The organism is Brevibacillus sp. HB1.4B (assembly GCF_013284285.1).
Classification (GTDB): Bacteria; Bacillota; Bacilli; order Brevibacillales; family Brevibacillaceae; genus Brevibacillus; species Brevibacillus porteri.
This window is the reverse complement of sequence record NZ_JABSUT010000002.1, coordinates 86,818-103,029: the sequence shown is the minus strand read 5'-3', so window position 1 is coordinate 103,029 and position 16,212 is coordinate 86,818. Positions and strand designations below refer to the sequence as shown.

The window sequence follows — 16,212 nt, the reverse complement described above, 5'->3', positions numbered from 1 at the left end:
AAATAAAGGTGGACAACATGGACGTAGTGTATCCCATCCTGATTGGAGCAGGAATGATCAGTATGCTTCTTGCTTTTGTCATTAAAAAGAAGCAGCCTGTTGACTCCTTTTCCTCAATACCGACACAACGCACGACGGACAAGGACGAGCTCGAAAAAAGCGTGCAGCGTCTTCAAAAACAGGTAAAGCAAGAAACCCATCTTCTTTCTGCAGAATGGCAGGAAATGAGAGCGGATCTTCTCGAGGATATCGCTAGTTTGCGCAAGCGATTAGACAATATAGAAGAAGAATGGCAAAAGAGTGAGAGTCACAAGCAAGAGGCTCCAAATGATACGGATAGGATAGAACCAGCACCTCAAGTTCAAGAGGTGGATATGCTGGCACTGCGAGAACGTTATCGCCGTGCCTTTGAGCTGAGTAAAGAAGGTTTGTCTCGGGATGAGATCGCAAAACGACTCGGTGCCGGCAGAGGGGAAATCGATTTGGTCTTTTCCTTGGCTGACAGGCATGAGAGAGGTCTTGCCGATGCGTAAACAAGAGCTATTATTTGGATTTGGAGCAGGACTGATTGTGGCTACCTCCATTATTGGACTGTTAGCGCCTAAGCAAACTGCGCAAGCACCAGCCCTGACTGTCGATCAAATGAAAGTAGCTGCACAAGAGCTGGAAATGGTCGTACTTACAGCAGAAGAATACAAACAGTGGCAGGAAGAAAAGAAAGTGAACGTACAGCCAGCTCCTGGAGTGCCTAAGGCGCCAGTTACGCCAAAGGTAGGTCAAACCGTGGCGCCTGTGACTAAGCAGCCGCAGCCGCCAACAGTACAGCCTACGACACCTGCAGCTTCATCGGAACAAAAGGTCATTCCGCCAACGAATCCAGAGAGTAAGGACGGCCAGTCTACTCCAACCGTACCGAATACGCAGACACCAACGTCACCCAATACGTTGGCACCTAAAGCTCCGACAGTAGAAGCACCAGTAGCAGATAAGAAGGTATCTTTCACTGTCCCTTACAAAGCAACTGCAGAGGATGTAGCGCAGATTCTAGTAAAGGAAGGAATCCTTCCTGCCGACAATCAATTTGTGGCACAGCTACGTGCGAGCGACAAGCTAAATCGTATTCGTGTAGGTACCTATGAAGTGTCGACCGCCGCTCAGGAAGCAGACATCGTCAAGTTGATCACAACACCGCCTAAAAAATAGGCGGTTTTTTCAATGTAACCAAATGTGTCCATTTGTCCTCTGCCAAGAAGGGTCAAAACTTTTTTTACGAAATAAATGGAATTCGTTTGTTGCAATTGAAACTCCCATATGATATATTCATTTACGGTGTTGAAATCGCACGTCCACCAATTCCGGCAACGGTGCTGCCTAAGGCAGAATTGCTTGGAACATGCGGTGTGGCGGAGGTAGGCATCACAAAAACCATTTTTGAAGGAGGTGTGAAATATGGCAGTAATTTCGATGAAACAATTGCTCGAGGCTGGTGTACACTTCGGTCACCAAACTCGTCGTTGGAACCCGAAAATGGCTCGCTATATCTTCACCGAACGTAACGGAATCTACATTATCGACCTGCAAAAAACCGTTAAAAAAGTAGAGGAAGCGTACAACTTCGTACGTGAACTCGCTCAAGACGGTGGAAAAATTCTCTTCGTTGGTACGAAGAAACAAGCACAAGAATCCGTTAAAGAAGAAGCAGAACGTACAGGTCACTACTTCATCAACCAACGTTGGTTGGGTGGTACTCTGACAAACTTCACTACCATCAAAAAACGTACTGCTCGCTTGGCTGAGCTGAAGCGTATGGAAAACGATGGTACTTTCGCAGTATTGCCTAAGAAAGAAGTTATCGTTCTGCGCAAAGAAATGGATCGTCTGGAAAAATTCTTGGGCGGTATCGCTCACATGGATAAACTGCCTGACGCTCTGTTTGTCATCGATCCTCGTAAAGAGCGCATCGCTGTAGCAGAAGCTCGTAAATTGGGTATCCCAATCGTTGCGATCGTAGATACTAACTGCGATCCAGATGAAATCGATTATGTGATCCCAGGTAACGATGACGCAATTCGCGCTGTGAAATTGCTCACTGCTAAAATGGCAGACGCTCTCCTGGAAGGAAACCAAGGTACAGAGCAACAAGCAACAACAACTGCGTAAGCATGTGTGTTAAAGGGTGGACTGAGGGTGTCAGAACCCCCGTCCATCCTTTTTTGCTGAATAGCGTCGCCAAGGTTAACAGGTGACTTGCTTTTCGATTATAATAAGATCGTAACTTTTCGAGGAGGTTTCACTCAATGGCAATTAGTGCACAAGCTGTTAAAGAACTGCGCGAGCGTACAGGCGCAGGTATGATGGATTGCAAACGCGCGCTGGAAGAAACAGCAGGCGACATGGAAAAAGCGATTGACTTGCTCCGTGAGCGCGGTGTAGCGAAAGCAGCAAAAAAATCTGGTCGTATCGCAGCAGAAGGTTTGACTGCAACAGCGGTAGCTGGAAACGTAGCAGCAGTTGTTGAAGTGAACTGCGAAACTGACTTCGTAGGTAAAAACCCTGAGTTCCAAGCACTCGTTAAAGACATCGCTGAGCACGTTGTATCCCAACGCCCTGCATCTGTTGAAGAAGCGCTGGAGCAACCTTTCAAAGGTGCTGGCGAGACTTTGGGTCATGTAATCAACGAGAAAATCGCGACTATCGGAGAGAACATCTCCTTCCGTCGTTTTGCACTCTCCGAGAAAACAGACAACGGCGCATTCGGTGCTTACCTCCACATGGGTGGCCGTATCGGCGTTCTGGTTACTTTGGAAGGTACACAAGACGAGACACTGGCTCGCGACCTGGGCATGCACGCAGCAGCGTCCAACCCACGTTTTGCTAACCGTGAAGAAGTTTCCGCTGATGAGATCGAGCGTGAGCGTGAAGTTCTGAAAAACCAAGCACTGGCTGAAGGCAAACCTGCTAACATCGTTGAGAAAATGGTTGAAGGCCGCCTCTCCAAATTCTTCGAAGAATACGTACTGGTTGAGCAACCATTCGTAAAAGATACTGACAAGAAAGTAGCTGTTCTGTTGAAAGAAGCAGGCGCTACCTTGAAAGGATTCGCTCGCTTCCAAGTAGGCGAAGGTATCGAGAAGAAACAAGAAGACTTCGCAGCTGAAGTAATGGCTCAAGTTAATAAGCAATAATAAAGGTTATAGGGAACACCTTCGTGTTCCCTATTTTCAAAGCGAGAGTTTCACTTTGTGTGAAACTTTCTGCATGTAAATAGCAGTGTGTACCTGTTCCCAATTAGAAGGAATGCAGACTGGGCACAGAGAATGATTCATGAATGGAGGCCGTTTCACATGCCACTTCCTGCCTATAAACGGGTTGTGTTAAAGTTGAGTGGGGAAGCTTTGGCGGGGGACTTAGGGTATGGGATTGACCCAAAGGTAATTTTCTCCGTCGCTAACCAGATCAAGGAAATCGTAGAATTGGGTGTACAAGTCGCAGTAGTCGTCGGAGGAGGTAACATCTGGCGCGGACTTTCCGGCAGCTCTAAAGGAATGGATCGGGCAACAGCCGATTACATGGGGATGCTGGCCACAATTATGAACTCACTCGCCTTGCAGGATGGGTTAGAAAAAGTGAACGTCCCGACTCGTGTTCAAACCTCGATTGAGATGAGACAGGTAGCAGAACCATACATACGCCGTCGTGCCATTCGTCATTTGGAAAAAATGCGTGTGGTCATCTTCGCTGCCGGTACTGGTAACCCTTACTTTTCAACGGATACGACTGCTGCTCTGCGTGCAGCTGAAATTGAAGCTGAAGTAATCCTGATGGCGAAAAACAAGGTAGACGGTGTGTACACTGCAGATCCAAGCCTTGACCCGAACGCTAAGAAGTACGACCAGTTGACATTCCTGGAAGTGCTGAATAAAGGTTTAGGTGTCATGGATTCAACAGCGTCCAGCCTGTGCATGGATAACAGTATTCCGTTGATCGTCTTTAACATTTCTGAAGAAGGCAATATTCGTCGGGCAGTAATGGGCGACAAAATCGGTACTCTAGTGAAAGGGGAATAATTATGCCACAAACTGTGCTAAAAGACATGGAAGATCGCATGAATAAAGCGATCAATGCTTTGAAAAGAGATCTGTCTAGCCTGCGTGCAGGTCGTGCGAACCCAGCGATGCTGGAGCGTGTTACAGTAGACTACTACGGCACTCCAACGCCGATTAGCCAATTGGCAAACATCAGCGTTCCAGAACCACGTATGCTGACTATCCAGCCTTGGGATAAAACCGCGCTCAAAGAAATTGACCGTGCGCTGCAACAATCGGATTTGGGAATATCCCCATCCAACGATGGTGTGATTATCCGTCTGATGATTCCTCCACTCACAGAAGAGCGTCGTAAAGAGCTCGTGAAGCTGGCAGGAAAAGGTGGAGAAGAAGCAAAGGTAGCTATTCGTAACATCCGTCGTGATGCAAACGATGAAATCAAAAAGCTGGAAAAAGCTGCTACCATTTCTGAGGACGATTCCCGTCGTCATCAAGAAACCATACAAAAAGCGACGGATAAATTCATCGCCGAAGTTGACAAGATCGTTAAGGACAAAGAGAAAGACATTTTGGAAGTATAGGTAATGGTAATCCCCCTCGATTGAGGGGGATGTACGTCTATATCTCTCATTACGGGGGAACACTTTATGTTAGAACATCTGGCGCGCAAATGGGGCCGCAAAGAAAAGCAAACGGAGCCAGCCGAGTTGGATCGTTCCGGTAAGATCCCGGAACATGTGGCGATTATTATGGATGGCAACGGTCGTTGGGCCAACAAGCGCAGTTTACCCCGGGTTGCCGGGCACCGTGCAGGAATGAAAGCAGTAAAGGAAGTCGTCAAGGCTGCAGACGAGATCGGTGTGCGTTATATGACGATGTACGCATTCTCTACCGAAAATTGGAAGCGCCCACGCGATGAAGTGGATTTTCTCATGAAACTTCCGCAGGAATTTTTGTCGACAGAATTGGATGAATTAATAGAACGTGGTGTTCGCATTCGCATGCTGGGCAGTAAAAACGAGCTGCCTTCTCATACGCTGAAAGCACTGCTGGAAGCAGAAGAGAAAACGAAGGACAATAGCGGTCTGCAATTGAATTTTGCTCTGAATTACGGCGGGCGAGATGAACTTGCGAAAGCTTTTTCAGAGATGGCGGCACAAGTAAAAGCAGGTGAGCTTCAACCAGAGCAACTGACTGAGGAATTGATATCGAGCTACCTGTATACAAGCGAAATTCCCGATCCAGACCTCTTGATTCGCACAAGTGGAGAGATTCGCTTGAGTAACTTTATGCTGTGGCAATTGGCATATACAGAATTATGGTTTACGGACGTGCTATGGCCTGATTTTACCCGTGAACATTTTTATCAAGCAATCGTGGAATACCAAGGCCGAGCTCGTCGCTACGGGGCGGTATAACCGAGAGGTGGAATCAGTTGAAGCAACGTATAATAACAGGCCTGATTGGTGGGGCTGCTTTTCTATTATTGATGTATGCTGGTGGAGTTTGGTACTCACTATTGGTGTTTTTACTGGCTGTCATTGGCTATTTTGAATTTATGAGAATGGCTGGCATTCAGTCATTTTATTTGGCAGGATTGCTCGGATATGTATTGATGTTAAGCATTTTGTGGCCGTCTCTATTATTTTCGGATTGGCTCAGTATCAGCATGCCGGATCTGATGCTGCCCGTCATCCTGCTCTTGTTGATTTACTCCGTTTTACGGAAAAATCAGTTTCACATTGAACACGTCGCCCTTACGTTGGTGGGGGCGTTATACATAGGCTACGGTTTTACTTATATGGCCGCTACCCGAAACCTACCTGAAGGATTCATGCTGACGGTCATGGTCATTATGGGAATCTGGTCGACTGATTCGGGCGCCTATTTTGTGGGAAAAGCAATAGGTAAGCGTAAACTGTGGCCAGAAATAAGTCCAAACAAGACGGTGGAAGGGGCCTTAGGAGGTCTCGTCGCTTCTGTCTTGATTGTCCTTTCCATCAATGCAAGCTTTGGACATTTTGCGATTGATCAGGCTTTGACTATCGCACTTGTTGCGGGGATCGTCGGGCAATTGGGTGATTTGGTTGAGTCGGCTTTCAAGAGACATTTCCATGTAAAAGATTCAGGACAGCTCATTCCGGGTCACGGGGGCGTTTTGGATCGCTTTGATAGTTTTTTGCTCGTCTTTCCGGTTCTACATCTATTAGGTATTGTCTAAAACCTTTTGCATATAGAAAGAGATATAGAGGGTGAAATCCGTGAAAAAAATAGCGCTCTTAGGTTCAACGGGGTCAATTGGAACGAGTACGCTTGAAGTCGTAGACCAGCATCCTGAGGATTTTTCGGTGGTGGCTATGGCTGCTGGAACAAACGTCGATCTATTGACACGCCAGGTGGAAAAATTCAAGCCCGAGCTCGTTTCTGTGGGAAATGAGGAGGCTGCCGTTGAACTGCGAGATAGATTGGCGGGTAAGTCTCAACCAGAAATCGTTTACGGGGCGGAAGGATTGGAACTGGTTGCCCGTCATGAAGCTGCCAATTTCGTTATGACCGCTGTTGTCGGCAGTGTAGGGGTCGCACCTACACTCGCTGCGATTGAGGCGGGAAAAACAATTGGACTGGCCAACAAAGAGACACTGGTGAGCGCTGGCCCTGTCGTCATGAAACGAGCGAAAGAAAAAGGCGTATCGATTATTCCAGTAGACAGCGAGCATTCAGCTGTCTACCAATGTCTGCAAGGGGAGCGCAAGGAAGATGTGGCGCGGGTCATTTTGACCGCTTCAGGAGGTTCTTTCCGTCACCTCTCTCGCGAGGATCTACAGCAAGTGACAGTAGAGCAGGCATTGGCTCATCCGAATTGGAGCATGGGTGCAAAAATTACCATCGATTCTGCTACCATGATGAACAAAGGATTTGAAGTGATCGAGGCTCATTGGCTGTTCGATTTATCTTATGAGCAAATCGAATGCGTATTGCATTATGAAAGTATCATACACTCTATGGTAGAATACAAAGACAGAGCGGTCATGGCCCAACTCGGTACGCCGGATATGAAGGTTCCGATTCAGTACGCCATGAGCTATCCCATTAGAAAAGAACTGCCTACGGAACCACTTGATTTAGTCAAGATCGCCACGCTTCATTTTGCAGCCATGGATTATGAGCGTTATCCTCTGTTAAAATTAGCGTACGAGTGCGGCATGGCAGGTGGTACGCATACTGCAGTACTAAATGCAGCTAATGAGGTCGCAGTTGATAGGTTCTTGAAGGGAGCGATCAGTTTTTTGGACATCGAAAAGGTCGTCCGAAAAACGTGCGAAGCTCACCCGGGTGTAGCGAGTCCAGAGCTTACAGATATTTTTGCAGCTGATGAGTGGGCACGCTCTTATGCGCTCGTCTCCATCTAAGGAAATATGAGTGTTAGATACTTGACAGAAAGGTGGCTGTTCACTTGCCTTTGCCCAACCTGGATTCCGTTGAATCAATTCTCGCGATTGTAGTTGTATTTGGGGTACTTGTCTTTGTGCACGAACTAGGACACTTCCTTCTGGCCAAGAAGGCAGGAATCTTATGTCGTGAATTTGCACTGGGAATGGGGCCAAAAATTTTTCGCGTGAAGCGGGGAGAAACGGAATACACCTTACGCCTGTTACCCATTGGTGGTCTCGTTCGCATGGCGGGGGAAGACCCGGAAATGGATATGTTGAAACCGCACATGGAAGTAAGCGTGGAGCGGGATGCGTTAGGAAAGGTCACACATATTTTGCTCGATGGGCCAAGTACTGGTTCACCTCGTGCGATTACCGGTACGGTGGTACATTTTGATCTGGAGCAAAATTTAAATATCGTGCTTGAACTAGATGGAGAGCAGAAGACATTTGCTGTTCATCCACAGGCTCAGCTGGTCAAGGATGGACAAGAAGTACAGATTGCTCCTCTGAACAGACAGTTCAAAGGCAAGACAGTTTCCCAACGTTTTTGGGCGATTTTTGCAGGACCTGCAGCCAACTTTTTGCTGGCGTTTGTTTTGTTTATCGTGATCGGCTTCTTGTACGGCGTACCGAATGGCAGCCATCTGGGGAATGTGATTCCGGGAGGACCTGCTGCTCAAGCTGGATTATTGCCAGGTGATAAGGTGATCGCGATTCAAGGTCAGCCTGTATCCTCGTGGAAAGACGTTGTAGAGAAGATTAGCAAAGCGCCGGACCAACAATTAACATTTGATTACGAGCGCAATGGCCAGCGTATGACTGTGCCAGTTAAAGTAGGGAAAGACGAAAATAACGTGGGCAAAATCATGGTAACCAATGCACTCACGTTTGCCCCAGGAGAAGTTCTCAAATACGGTGCAACTTCCACTTACGAGTTTACGATGATGATCCTGAAAAGCTTGGGAATGCTCGTGACGGGTGAATATGGGCTGAAGGACTTGAGTGGTCCAGTCGGTATTTTCAAGATGACAGGAGAGGTTGCTCAACAAGGTATGGCGATTCTATTGAAATGGGCTGCTGTATTGAGCATTAACCTTGGATTGTTCAATCTGTTGCCACTGCCTGCCTTAGATGGCGGACGTCTCGCATTCTTGGGAGTAGAGGCGTTGCGTGGTCGACCTGTTGACCCGCATAAAGAAGGAATGGTTCATTTCCTGGGCTTTGCCTTTTTGATGTTGCTGATTTTGGTAGTGACTTGGAATGATCTGCAACGATTGTTCTCCTAATCACGTACTAACACGATAGAAAGAAAAACAGACATACCTAAAAGGATGGTGCAAAATGTTCAAGCGCGAGGAGACGAAACCGGTTTTTGTAGGTGGAGTGCAAATCGGGGGCCAAAAAAGCGTAGTCATCCAGTCGATGACGACAGCAGACACGCGTGATGTAGAAAAAACTCTGGCTGAGATTCAGAGACTGCACGATGTCGGTTGCCAAATTGTTCGCTTGGCCGTCATCAATGAAGATGCAGCCCGTGCCATCAAAAAAATTAAAGAACGCTCCCCATTGCCGCTTGTTGCCGACATTCATTTCGACCACAAGCTCGCGTTGATTGCACTGGAGAGCGGGATTGATAAAATTCGGATCAACCCAGGAAACATCGGTTCGAAAGAAAAAACGCAACGCGTAGTGGAAGCGTGCCGCGAGCGCAATGTTCCGATCCGTATCGGGGTCAACTCCGGTTCAGTGGAGAGAAGACTTTTAGAGAAATACGGTTACCCTTCTCCGGAAGCGATCGTAGAAAGTGCGATAGACCACGTGCAAATTCTGGAAGACTTGAATTACGACAACATCGTCATTTCCTTGAAGTCTTCCGATGTTCCAACAATGATCCAAACATATTCGTTGATGGCACAGAAACGCAACTATCCACTGCATGTCGGTGTTACAGAAGCAGGTACACAGTTTTCCGGTAGCATTAAGTCTTCAGTTGGAATTGGAACGGTATTGTCGATGGGAATCGGTGACACCATCCGCGTATCCCTGACGGCTGATCCTGTTGAAGAAATTAAAGTAGCGAAACAAATCCTTCGCAGCTTGGATATCGTGAACAACGATCCAGTGGTTATTGCATGCCCATCTTGCGGTCGATGCGCAATTGACCTGATTGGCTTGGCAACAAAAGTCGAAGATGCCATTTCGACGCTGAAAGTACCGTTAAAAGTAGCGGTAATGGGTTGCGCGGTTAATGGTCCTGGTGAAGCTCGTGAAGCTGATGTAGGCGTTGCCGGCGGAAATGGCGAGGGCTTGATTTTCCGTAATGGTGAAATTGTTCGGAAAGTAAAAGAAACCGAGTTGTTTGAAGAGCTGATGAAAGAAATTAATGAAATTGTAAACGAGCAAAAACCTACAACTGTAGGGTAATGCACGTTGATTGCTGATAAGGCATAAGGAGGACACGCACGTGTTGAAGCAAAGTCAAATGTTGATCCCTACCCTGCGGGAAGTGCCATCCGACGCGGAGATTGCCAGCCACAAGCTGCTGCTCCGTGCTGGTATGGCCCGCCAACTGGCTTCCGGTATTTATACGTACCTGCCCCTGGCGCTCCGTTCCCTGCACAAAATCCAAGCGATTGTGCGTGAAGAAATGAACAATGCTGGGGGACAAGAGCTGTTGATGCCAGCGATGCAACCAGCTGAGCTGTGGCATCAAACGGGTCGTTGGGATGTATACGGTCCAGAGCTCGTTCGCCTGCGTGACCGTCATGATCGTCCTTTTGCCTTGGGTCCAACCCACGAAGAAGTCATTACGAGTCTCGTACGTGATGAGATTAACTCTTACAAAAAACTCCCGATCAACCTTTATCAAATTCAAACCAAGTTCCGTGATGAAGTGCGTCCACGCTTCGGTTTGATTCGTTGCCGCGAGTTTATTATGAAGGATGCTTACTCTTTTGATACGTCACAAGAAGGTCTGGATCGCAACTTCCAGGCGATGTATGATGCGTACACGAACATCTTTACCCGTGTAGGCTTGAACTTCCGTGCAGTAGAAGCGGATGCAGGTGCAATCGGCGGAAAAGGCACTTACGAATTTATGGCGCTTTGCGACATTGGGGAAGACACGATTGCTTATTCTGAAGAAGGCGATTATGCGGCCAACTTGGAAAAAGCAGAAGTCGTGTACAAGCCATATGCGAAGCCAGCAACAGAAGCGCCAGCTCGCGAAAAATTGCATACGCCTGGTACCAAAACGATCGACCAATTGGTAGAAGCACTGCAAATCGAAGCAAAGCAAATCATCAAGAGCCTCATTTATCGTATAGACGACAAGCTGGTTATGGTTCTGGTGCGCGGTGATCATGAGATCAATGAAGTGAAGCTGAAAAACTTGTATGATGCGACGATCGTAGGGCTGGCTTCTGAAGCGGATATCGTTTCGGTAACAGGAGCTCCTGCAGGATTTGTTGGCCCTGTTGGCATTGATCCTGAAAAAGTGGAAATCATTGCGGACAATTTTGTTCAAGATGTTTATGATGGTGTCGTCGGTGCCAATGAAACAGACTATCATCTGACTCACGTAGTTGCTGGCCGTGATTTCACGGTTTCCCAGTACGCTGACTTGCGCAACATTACAGAAGGCGACGAGTGCTCTCGTACAGGTGGTGTTATCAAGTTTGCACGTGGTGTAGAAGTCGGTCACGTATTCAAGCTGGGTACGAAATACTCCACAGCGATGGGTGCTACCTACCTGGATGAGAATGGTCGCAGTCAACCAATGATCATGGGTTGCTACGGAATCGGTGTATCTCGTACGATTGCGGCAGTGATCGAGCAGAACAATGATGAAAATGGAATCATTTGGCCAGTATCTGTTGCACCTTTCCATGTGCATGTGATTCCGGTCAATGTTAAAGTAGAAGAGCAACGGCAAGCTAGTGAACAAATTACAGAAGCATTGCGCAAGGCTGGCGTAGAAGTTTTGTTTGACGATCGTCCTGAGCGTGCTGGTGTGAAGTTTAAAGATGCCGATTTGATTGGATTGCCTCTGCGTATTACGGTTTCCGATAAAGCTGCACAAGAAGGAACAGTTGAAGTGCGTATCCGCAAAAACGGTGAAACACATGATGTGAAGCTGGATCAATTGGTCGATGAAGTGAAAGGTCACTTATCTCGTGTTGACCAAACAGGAGCTGCCTTGTTCGGTAACTAGTTGCATGCAGGAATAAGAAGGATTTTGTCGAATTTTTACGGGGTACTCCCCTAGCTTAAAGGGGGAGTGCCTCTTTTTCTTGTTTGAACGCTCACTTATAGGGAAGGTGGGAAAACCGTGGACCGTTTACAAGAGCAAAAGCATCGCTTCTCCCTATTGGTCAAGCAAATGGAAGTTCCTGACGAATGGGTGGAGCGATTTTTTCTTGATGCTCAGATTGAAAAGTTAGAGCTGTATAAGCAGAACAAAGAATGGGTTTTTCACTTTGCCCTCCCGAGAATGATACCTGCAGATGTTTATGCAGCTTTTACGAAGCGATTGACGCATACATTTTCGCATCTAGCCAAAGTAGATACCCGATTTCATTATCTCCAAAAGCCATCACTCGATCATGTAGTCGAAGAGTATTGGGATGTCTTGCTGGCGGGTCTGGAGCCAGCTCTGAACTCCTTGGCAGGTACGATGCGTCAAGCACGTAAGCAGGTCGACCAACAGGAAGTAAAGGTGTACTTGCCAACGGAGATGTCCGTTGAGGTTGCCAAGCGTAAACGAGCGGATAATGAGCTTTTGGCTGCTTTCCAAAAAGCTACCGATTGCTCGATGCGCTTTACTTTCCATGGGGAAGAAAGCGATGACGCGTATAAGGCCTTTGAGGAGCAACGTAAAGAGGAAGAGCGTGCTCTCGTCGAAGTTGTGATGACAGCTGTTCAGCAAGAGAACAAATCGTCTGATAAAGCTGAGGCTGTCACTACGCTCATGATGGGCTATGAAATCAAAGATGCGCCGATCCCGATTTGCGAGATTCAAGATGAGGAACGCCGTATCGTCATCCAAGGAACCGTATTTAACGTAGAAGTTAAAGAGCTTCGCAGTGGACGCCATTTGCTCACGTTCAACGTTTCGGATTATACGGATTCTCTCACGGTGAAGATGTTCTCTCGCGATAAAGAAGACGTGAAAATGCTTGAATTGCTGAAAGACGGCATGTGGGTGAAAGTACGGGGAAGTGTACAGCATGACACATTTGTACGCGATCTTGTGATGAATGCCAATGATTTGAACCAGATTGAGCAGGTCATTCGCAAAGATCACGCGGAAGAAAAACGTGTCGAGCTCCACTGCCATACGCCGATGAGTGCGCTGGATGCCGTTGCATCCGTAAAATCACTGGTCTCGACGGCAGCAAAGTGGGGTCATAAAGCAATTGCTGTCACTGACCATGGTGTCGTGCAGGCTTTTCCAGAGGCGTATTCCATCGCCAAAAAGAACAACATCAAATGCATTCTCGGTATGGAAGCCTACGTAGTCGAGGATGGTATCGATATCGTTTACAACATGCAAGCAGACAACAATCTCTCCATTGATGAAAATACCGAATACGTCGTGTTTGATACGGAGACGACGGGGTTAAACGCCTCAGAGCATACAATCATCGAGATCGCTGCTGTCAAAATGAAAGGCGCAGAAATTGTCGACCAATGGACGGAACTGATCGACCCGCAATTAGAAATTGGGCCAAAAACAACCGAGATTACGGGGATTACCAACGAAATGCTCCGCGGGCAAGAGACACTCGATGTGGTACTCCGCAAGTTCAAAGATTTTACTGGTGACGCCATCCTCGTTGCGCATAATGCAGAGTTTGATAAAGCGTTTATTAACGCCTGCGCCAAACGGATTGGCATGGAACCATGGACCAATCCATTTTTAGATACCCTGCCTTTGGCGCGTTTGATGTACAAAGGAATGCGCAATTATCGTTTGGGATCATTAGCGAAAAAGTTTAACGTCGAGCTCATTAATGCTCACCGTGCGTTGGACGATACCGTGGCCTTGGCTCAAGTGTTCCAGCAAATGCTGAAGGACATAAAAGAAGCGGAAATCAAATCGCTTGCTGAACTGAATGAAAAAAGCAACGAAGAGGCGGATTACAAGAGTGGACGTCCATTCCATGCGACGATTCTCGTGCAAAATAAAGAAGGCCTCAAAAACCTGTACAAGCTCGTGAGTCGTTCCCATGTGGAAACCTTCTTCCGTTGGCCACGAATTCAGCGAAGCCAGCTGACCAAATACCGTGAAGGCTTGTTAATCGGGACAGCATGTAAGGATGGCGAGCTGATGCAGTCGATTCTGCGTGGTAAGTCACCAGAAGAACTGAAGGAAGTTGCTAGTTATTACGACTTTTTGGAAATACAGCCGGTTGCTCATTACTCACCACTATTGCGTAATGAAGAAATTCCATCATTGGAGACGATGAAGGGCTATCATCAAAAGATTGTGGAAATGGGAAAAGAGCTCGGCAAGCTGGTCGTAGCCACAGGAGATGTGCATTTTCTCAATCCGCAAGATGAAATCTTCCGCGATGTTTTCTTATTGTCAAAAGGGGACCCAACGGCAGGCAACCAGCCGCCGCTTTACTTCCATACAACGGAAGAGATGCTAGAGGCGTTTTCCTTTTTGGGGGAAGAGACTGCAAAAGAAATTGTTGTAACCAATACGAATGCCATTGCGGATATGATTGAGGATATTAGTCCGATTCCAGACAAGCTGTACACGCCGATCATTGAAGGGGCGGATGATGAGCTGCGTCAAATGTGTTATGACAAAGCAAGGTTGTTGTATGGTGATCCATTGCCCGAACTGGTCGAGCATCGCTTGGAAAAAGAATTGAACAGTATCATCAAGCACGGCTTCGGTGTGATTTATTTGATTTCGCAGCGTTTGGTAACGAAATCGTTGAATGATGGTTACCTGGTAGGTTCACGTGGGTCTGTAGGCTCGTCTTTTGTTGCCACGATGTCTGAGATTACTGAGGTAAACCCATTGCCTCCTCACTATCGTTGTCCAGATTGTAAGCACAGTGAATTTATCACAGACGGTTCCATCGCCTCTGGGTTTGACCTGGAGGATAAAGCATGTACAGAATGCGGCACGATGTATGCCAAAGACGGGCAAGACATTCCGTTCGAAACGTTCCTTGGTTTTAAAGGCGACAAGGTACCGGATATTGACTTGAACTTCTCTGGTGACTATCAGCCGCGTGCACATAAATACACACAAGAGCTGTTCGGAGCGGATTACGTTTATCGTGCCGGAACGATTGGTACCGTTGCGGAAAAAACAGCGTATGGCTACGTGCGAAAGTATGCCGATGAGCGTGGCATGACGCTGCGTAATGCGGAGATATCCAGGATCGTCAACGGCTGCACAGGCGTAAAAAGGACGACGGGACAGCATCCGGGCGGTATTATCGTAGTACCTGACTACATGGAGATTGAAGACTTTTGCCCGATTCAGTTTCCGGCTGATGATAATGAATCAGAATGGCGCACAACCCATTTCGACTTCCACTCCATTCACGATAACTTGCTGAAACTCGATATTCTGGGACACGATGATCCGACTGTTATTCGTATGTTGCAAGACTTGACGGGAATGGACCCGAAGACGATTCCACTGGATGATAAAAAGACCATGTCCATCTTCAGTACCACCGAAGCGTTGGGAGTTACACCAGAACAAATTGGTACGAACATGGGAACACTTGGCATTCCTGAGTTTGGAACCAAATTCGTACGTCAGATGTTAGAAGACACCAAACCGACTACGTTTGCCGAGCTCGTTCAGATTTCTGGACTTTCACACGGTACGGACGTTTGGCTGAATAATGCACAGGACTTGATTCGAAACGGTACATGTAAGCTGCCGGACGTAATTGGTTGTCGTGACGATATCATGGTGTACTTGATCTATAAAGGACTAGAGCCTTCTCGTGCCTTTAAGATCATGGAGTCTGTACGTAAAGGTAAAGGGGTTCCTGAAGACGACCAAGAAGAAATGCGCAATAACAATGTGCCAGAATGGTATATTCAATCGTGTCAGCGGATCAAGTACATGTTCCCGAAGGCGCACGCGACTGCTTACGTCATGATGGCAGTGCGGATCGCATACTTCAAAGTTCATCGTCCATTGGAGTTTTACGCGACGTATTTCACTGTTCGTGCAGATGACTTTGATATTCCGTTGATGGTCAAAGGCTCAGCAGCGATCAAGCAAAAGATTGAAGAGATCGAGGGTAAGGGACACGATGCACAGCCAAAAGAAAAGGCATTGCTGACTGTCTTGGAGATGGCGCTGGAAATGGTGGAACGCGGCTTCCGTTTTACGAACGTTGATTTGTACAAATCGGACGCAACGCGCTTCCTGATCGAGGGTGACACTCTGATCGCTCCATTCAACGCCCTGCCTGGCTTAGGGACGAACGCAGCGATCAGTATCGTGCAGGCGAGAGAGCAAGGAGAGTTTTTGTCCAAGGAAGATCTCTTATCCCGTTCCCGTATCTCCAAGACCATTTTGGAGTTCTTGGACGAACAGGGTGCGTTGAAAGGACTGCCGGAATCCAATCAGCTATCCTTGTTCTAAGGCTTGCTGTCAAGGCAGACGGTCATCCAAAGGTTGTCAGCGGAGGGCTGTTATGCTATAATTTTTTTGGAAATACTGGTTTTATACGCATGGCTGA

13 protein-coding genes are annotated in these 16,212 nt (G+C 47.3%); all 13 read left to right on the top strand.

Annotation, left to right across the window (positions count from 1 at the left end; translation table 11 throughout):
• Window positions 1–8 precede the first annotated feature (8 nt).
• On the top strand, window positions 9–533 hold the full coding sequence (locus HP398_RS04730; protein WP_017249304.1) for a DUF6115 domain-containing protein: 525 nt from the start codon (window positions 9–11) through the stop codon (window positions 531–533).
• Window positions 508–1,203, top strand: a complete 696-nt coding sequence (locus HP398_RS04725; protein WP_173622004.1) for a DNA polymerase III subunit gamma/tau — start codon at window positions 508–510, stop codon at window positions 1,201–1,203. The genes HP398_RS04730 and HP398_RS04725 overlap by 26 nt, the downstream gene beginning before the upstream one ends.
• Window positions 1,204–1,449: 246 nt before the next feature.
• Window positions 1,450–2,160 carry a 30S ribosomal protein S2 gene (rpsB, locus tag HP398_RS04720; RefSeq protein WP_015891726.1) on the top strand — a complete coding sequence of 237 codons (711 nt, stop codon included), beginning with the start codon at window positions 1,450–1,452 and terminating at the stop codon, window positions 2,158–2,160.
• A gap of 137 nt (window positions 2,161–2,297) precedes the next feature.
• The gene (gene tsf, locus HP398_RS04715) at window positions 2,298–3,185 is read left to right on the top strand and encodes a translation elongation factor Ts (protein ID WP_017249302.1); all 888 of its coding nucleotides are present in this window, start codon (window positions 2,298–2,300) and stop codon (window positions 3,183–3,185) included.
• Window positions 3,186–3,344: 159 nt separating this feature from the next.
• Window positions 3,345–4,067 carry a UMP kinase gene (gene pyrH, locus HP398_RS04710; RefSeq protein WP_017249301.1) on the top strand — a complete coding sequence of 241 codons (723 nt, stop codon included), beginning with the start codon at window positions 3,345–3,347 and terminating at the stop codon, window positions 4,065–4,067.
• A 2-nt stretch (window positions 4,068–4,069) separates the two neighbouring features.
• The gene (gene frr, locus HP398_RS04705; protein ID WP_017249300.1) at window positions 4,070–4,627 is read left to right on the top strand and encodes a ribosome recycling factor; all 558 of its coding nucleotides are present in this window, start codon (window positions 4,070–4,072) and stop codon (window positions 4,625–4,627) included.
• 66 nt (window positions 4,628–4,693) lie between these two features.
• Window positions 4,694–5,464 (top strand): undecaprenyl pyrophosphate synthase, encoded by a 771-nt coding sequence (locus tag HP398_RS04700; protein WP_017249299.1) that lies wholly within the window; start codon window positions 4,694–4,696, stop codon window positions 5,462–5,464.
• Between the two features lie 17 nt (window positions 5,465–5,481).
• The gene (locus tag HP398_RS04695; RefSeq protein ID WP_016743343.1) at window positions 5,482–6,267 is read left to right on the top strand and encodes a phosphatidate cytidylyltransferase; all 786 of its coding nucleotides are present in this window, start codon (window positions 5,482–5,484) and stop codon (window positions 6,265–6,267) included.
• Window positions 6,268–6,307: 40 nt separating this feature from the next.
• Entirely contained in the window at window positions 6,308–7,456 is a 1,149-nt protein-coding gene (locus HP398_RS04690) for a 1-deoxy-D-xylulose-5-phosphate reductoisomerase (protein ID WP_173622003.1), read from the top strand.
• A gap of 44 nt (window positions 7,457–7,500) precedes the next feature.
• Window positions 7,501–8,766 (top strand): RIP metalloprotease RseP, encoded by a 1,266-nt coding sequence (rseP, locus tag HP398_RS04685; RefSeq protein ID WP_017249297.1) that lies wholly within the window; start codon window positions 7,501–7,503, stop codon window positions 8,764–8,766.
• Between the two features lie 55 nt (window positions 8,767–8,821).
• Window positions 8,822–9,904: a flavodoxin-dependent (E)-4-hydroxy-3-methylbut-2-enyl-diphosphate synthase gene (gene ispG, locus HP398_RS04680; RefSeq protein ID WP_007719240.1), complete on the top strand. Its 1,083-nt coding sequence runs from the start codon at window positions 8,822–8,824 to the stop codon at window positions 9,902–9,904.
• 43 nt (window positions 9,905–9,947) lie between these two features.
• The gene (locus HP398_RS04675; protein WP_173622310.1) at window positions 9,948–11,693 is read left to right on the top strand and encodes a proline--tRNA ligase; all 1,746 of its coding nucleotides are present in this window, start codon (window positions 9,948–9,950) and stop codon (window positions 11,691–11,693) included.
• Between the two features lie 117 nt (window positions 11,694–11,810).
• The gene (locus HP398_RS04670; RefSeq protein WP_173622002.1) at window positions 11,811–16,115 is read left to right on the top strand and encodes a PolC-type DNA polymerase III; all 4,305 of its coding nucleotides are present in this window, start codon (window positions 11,811–11,813) and stop codon (window positions 16,113–16,115) included.
• The last annotated feature ends 97 nt before the right edge of the window (window positions 16,116–16,212 follow it).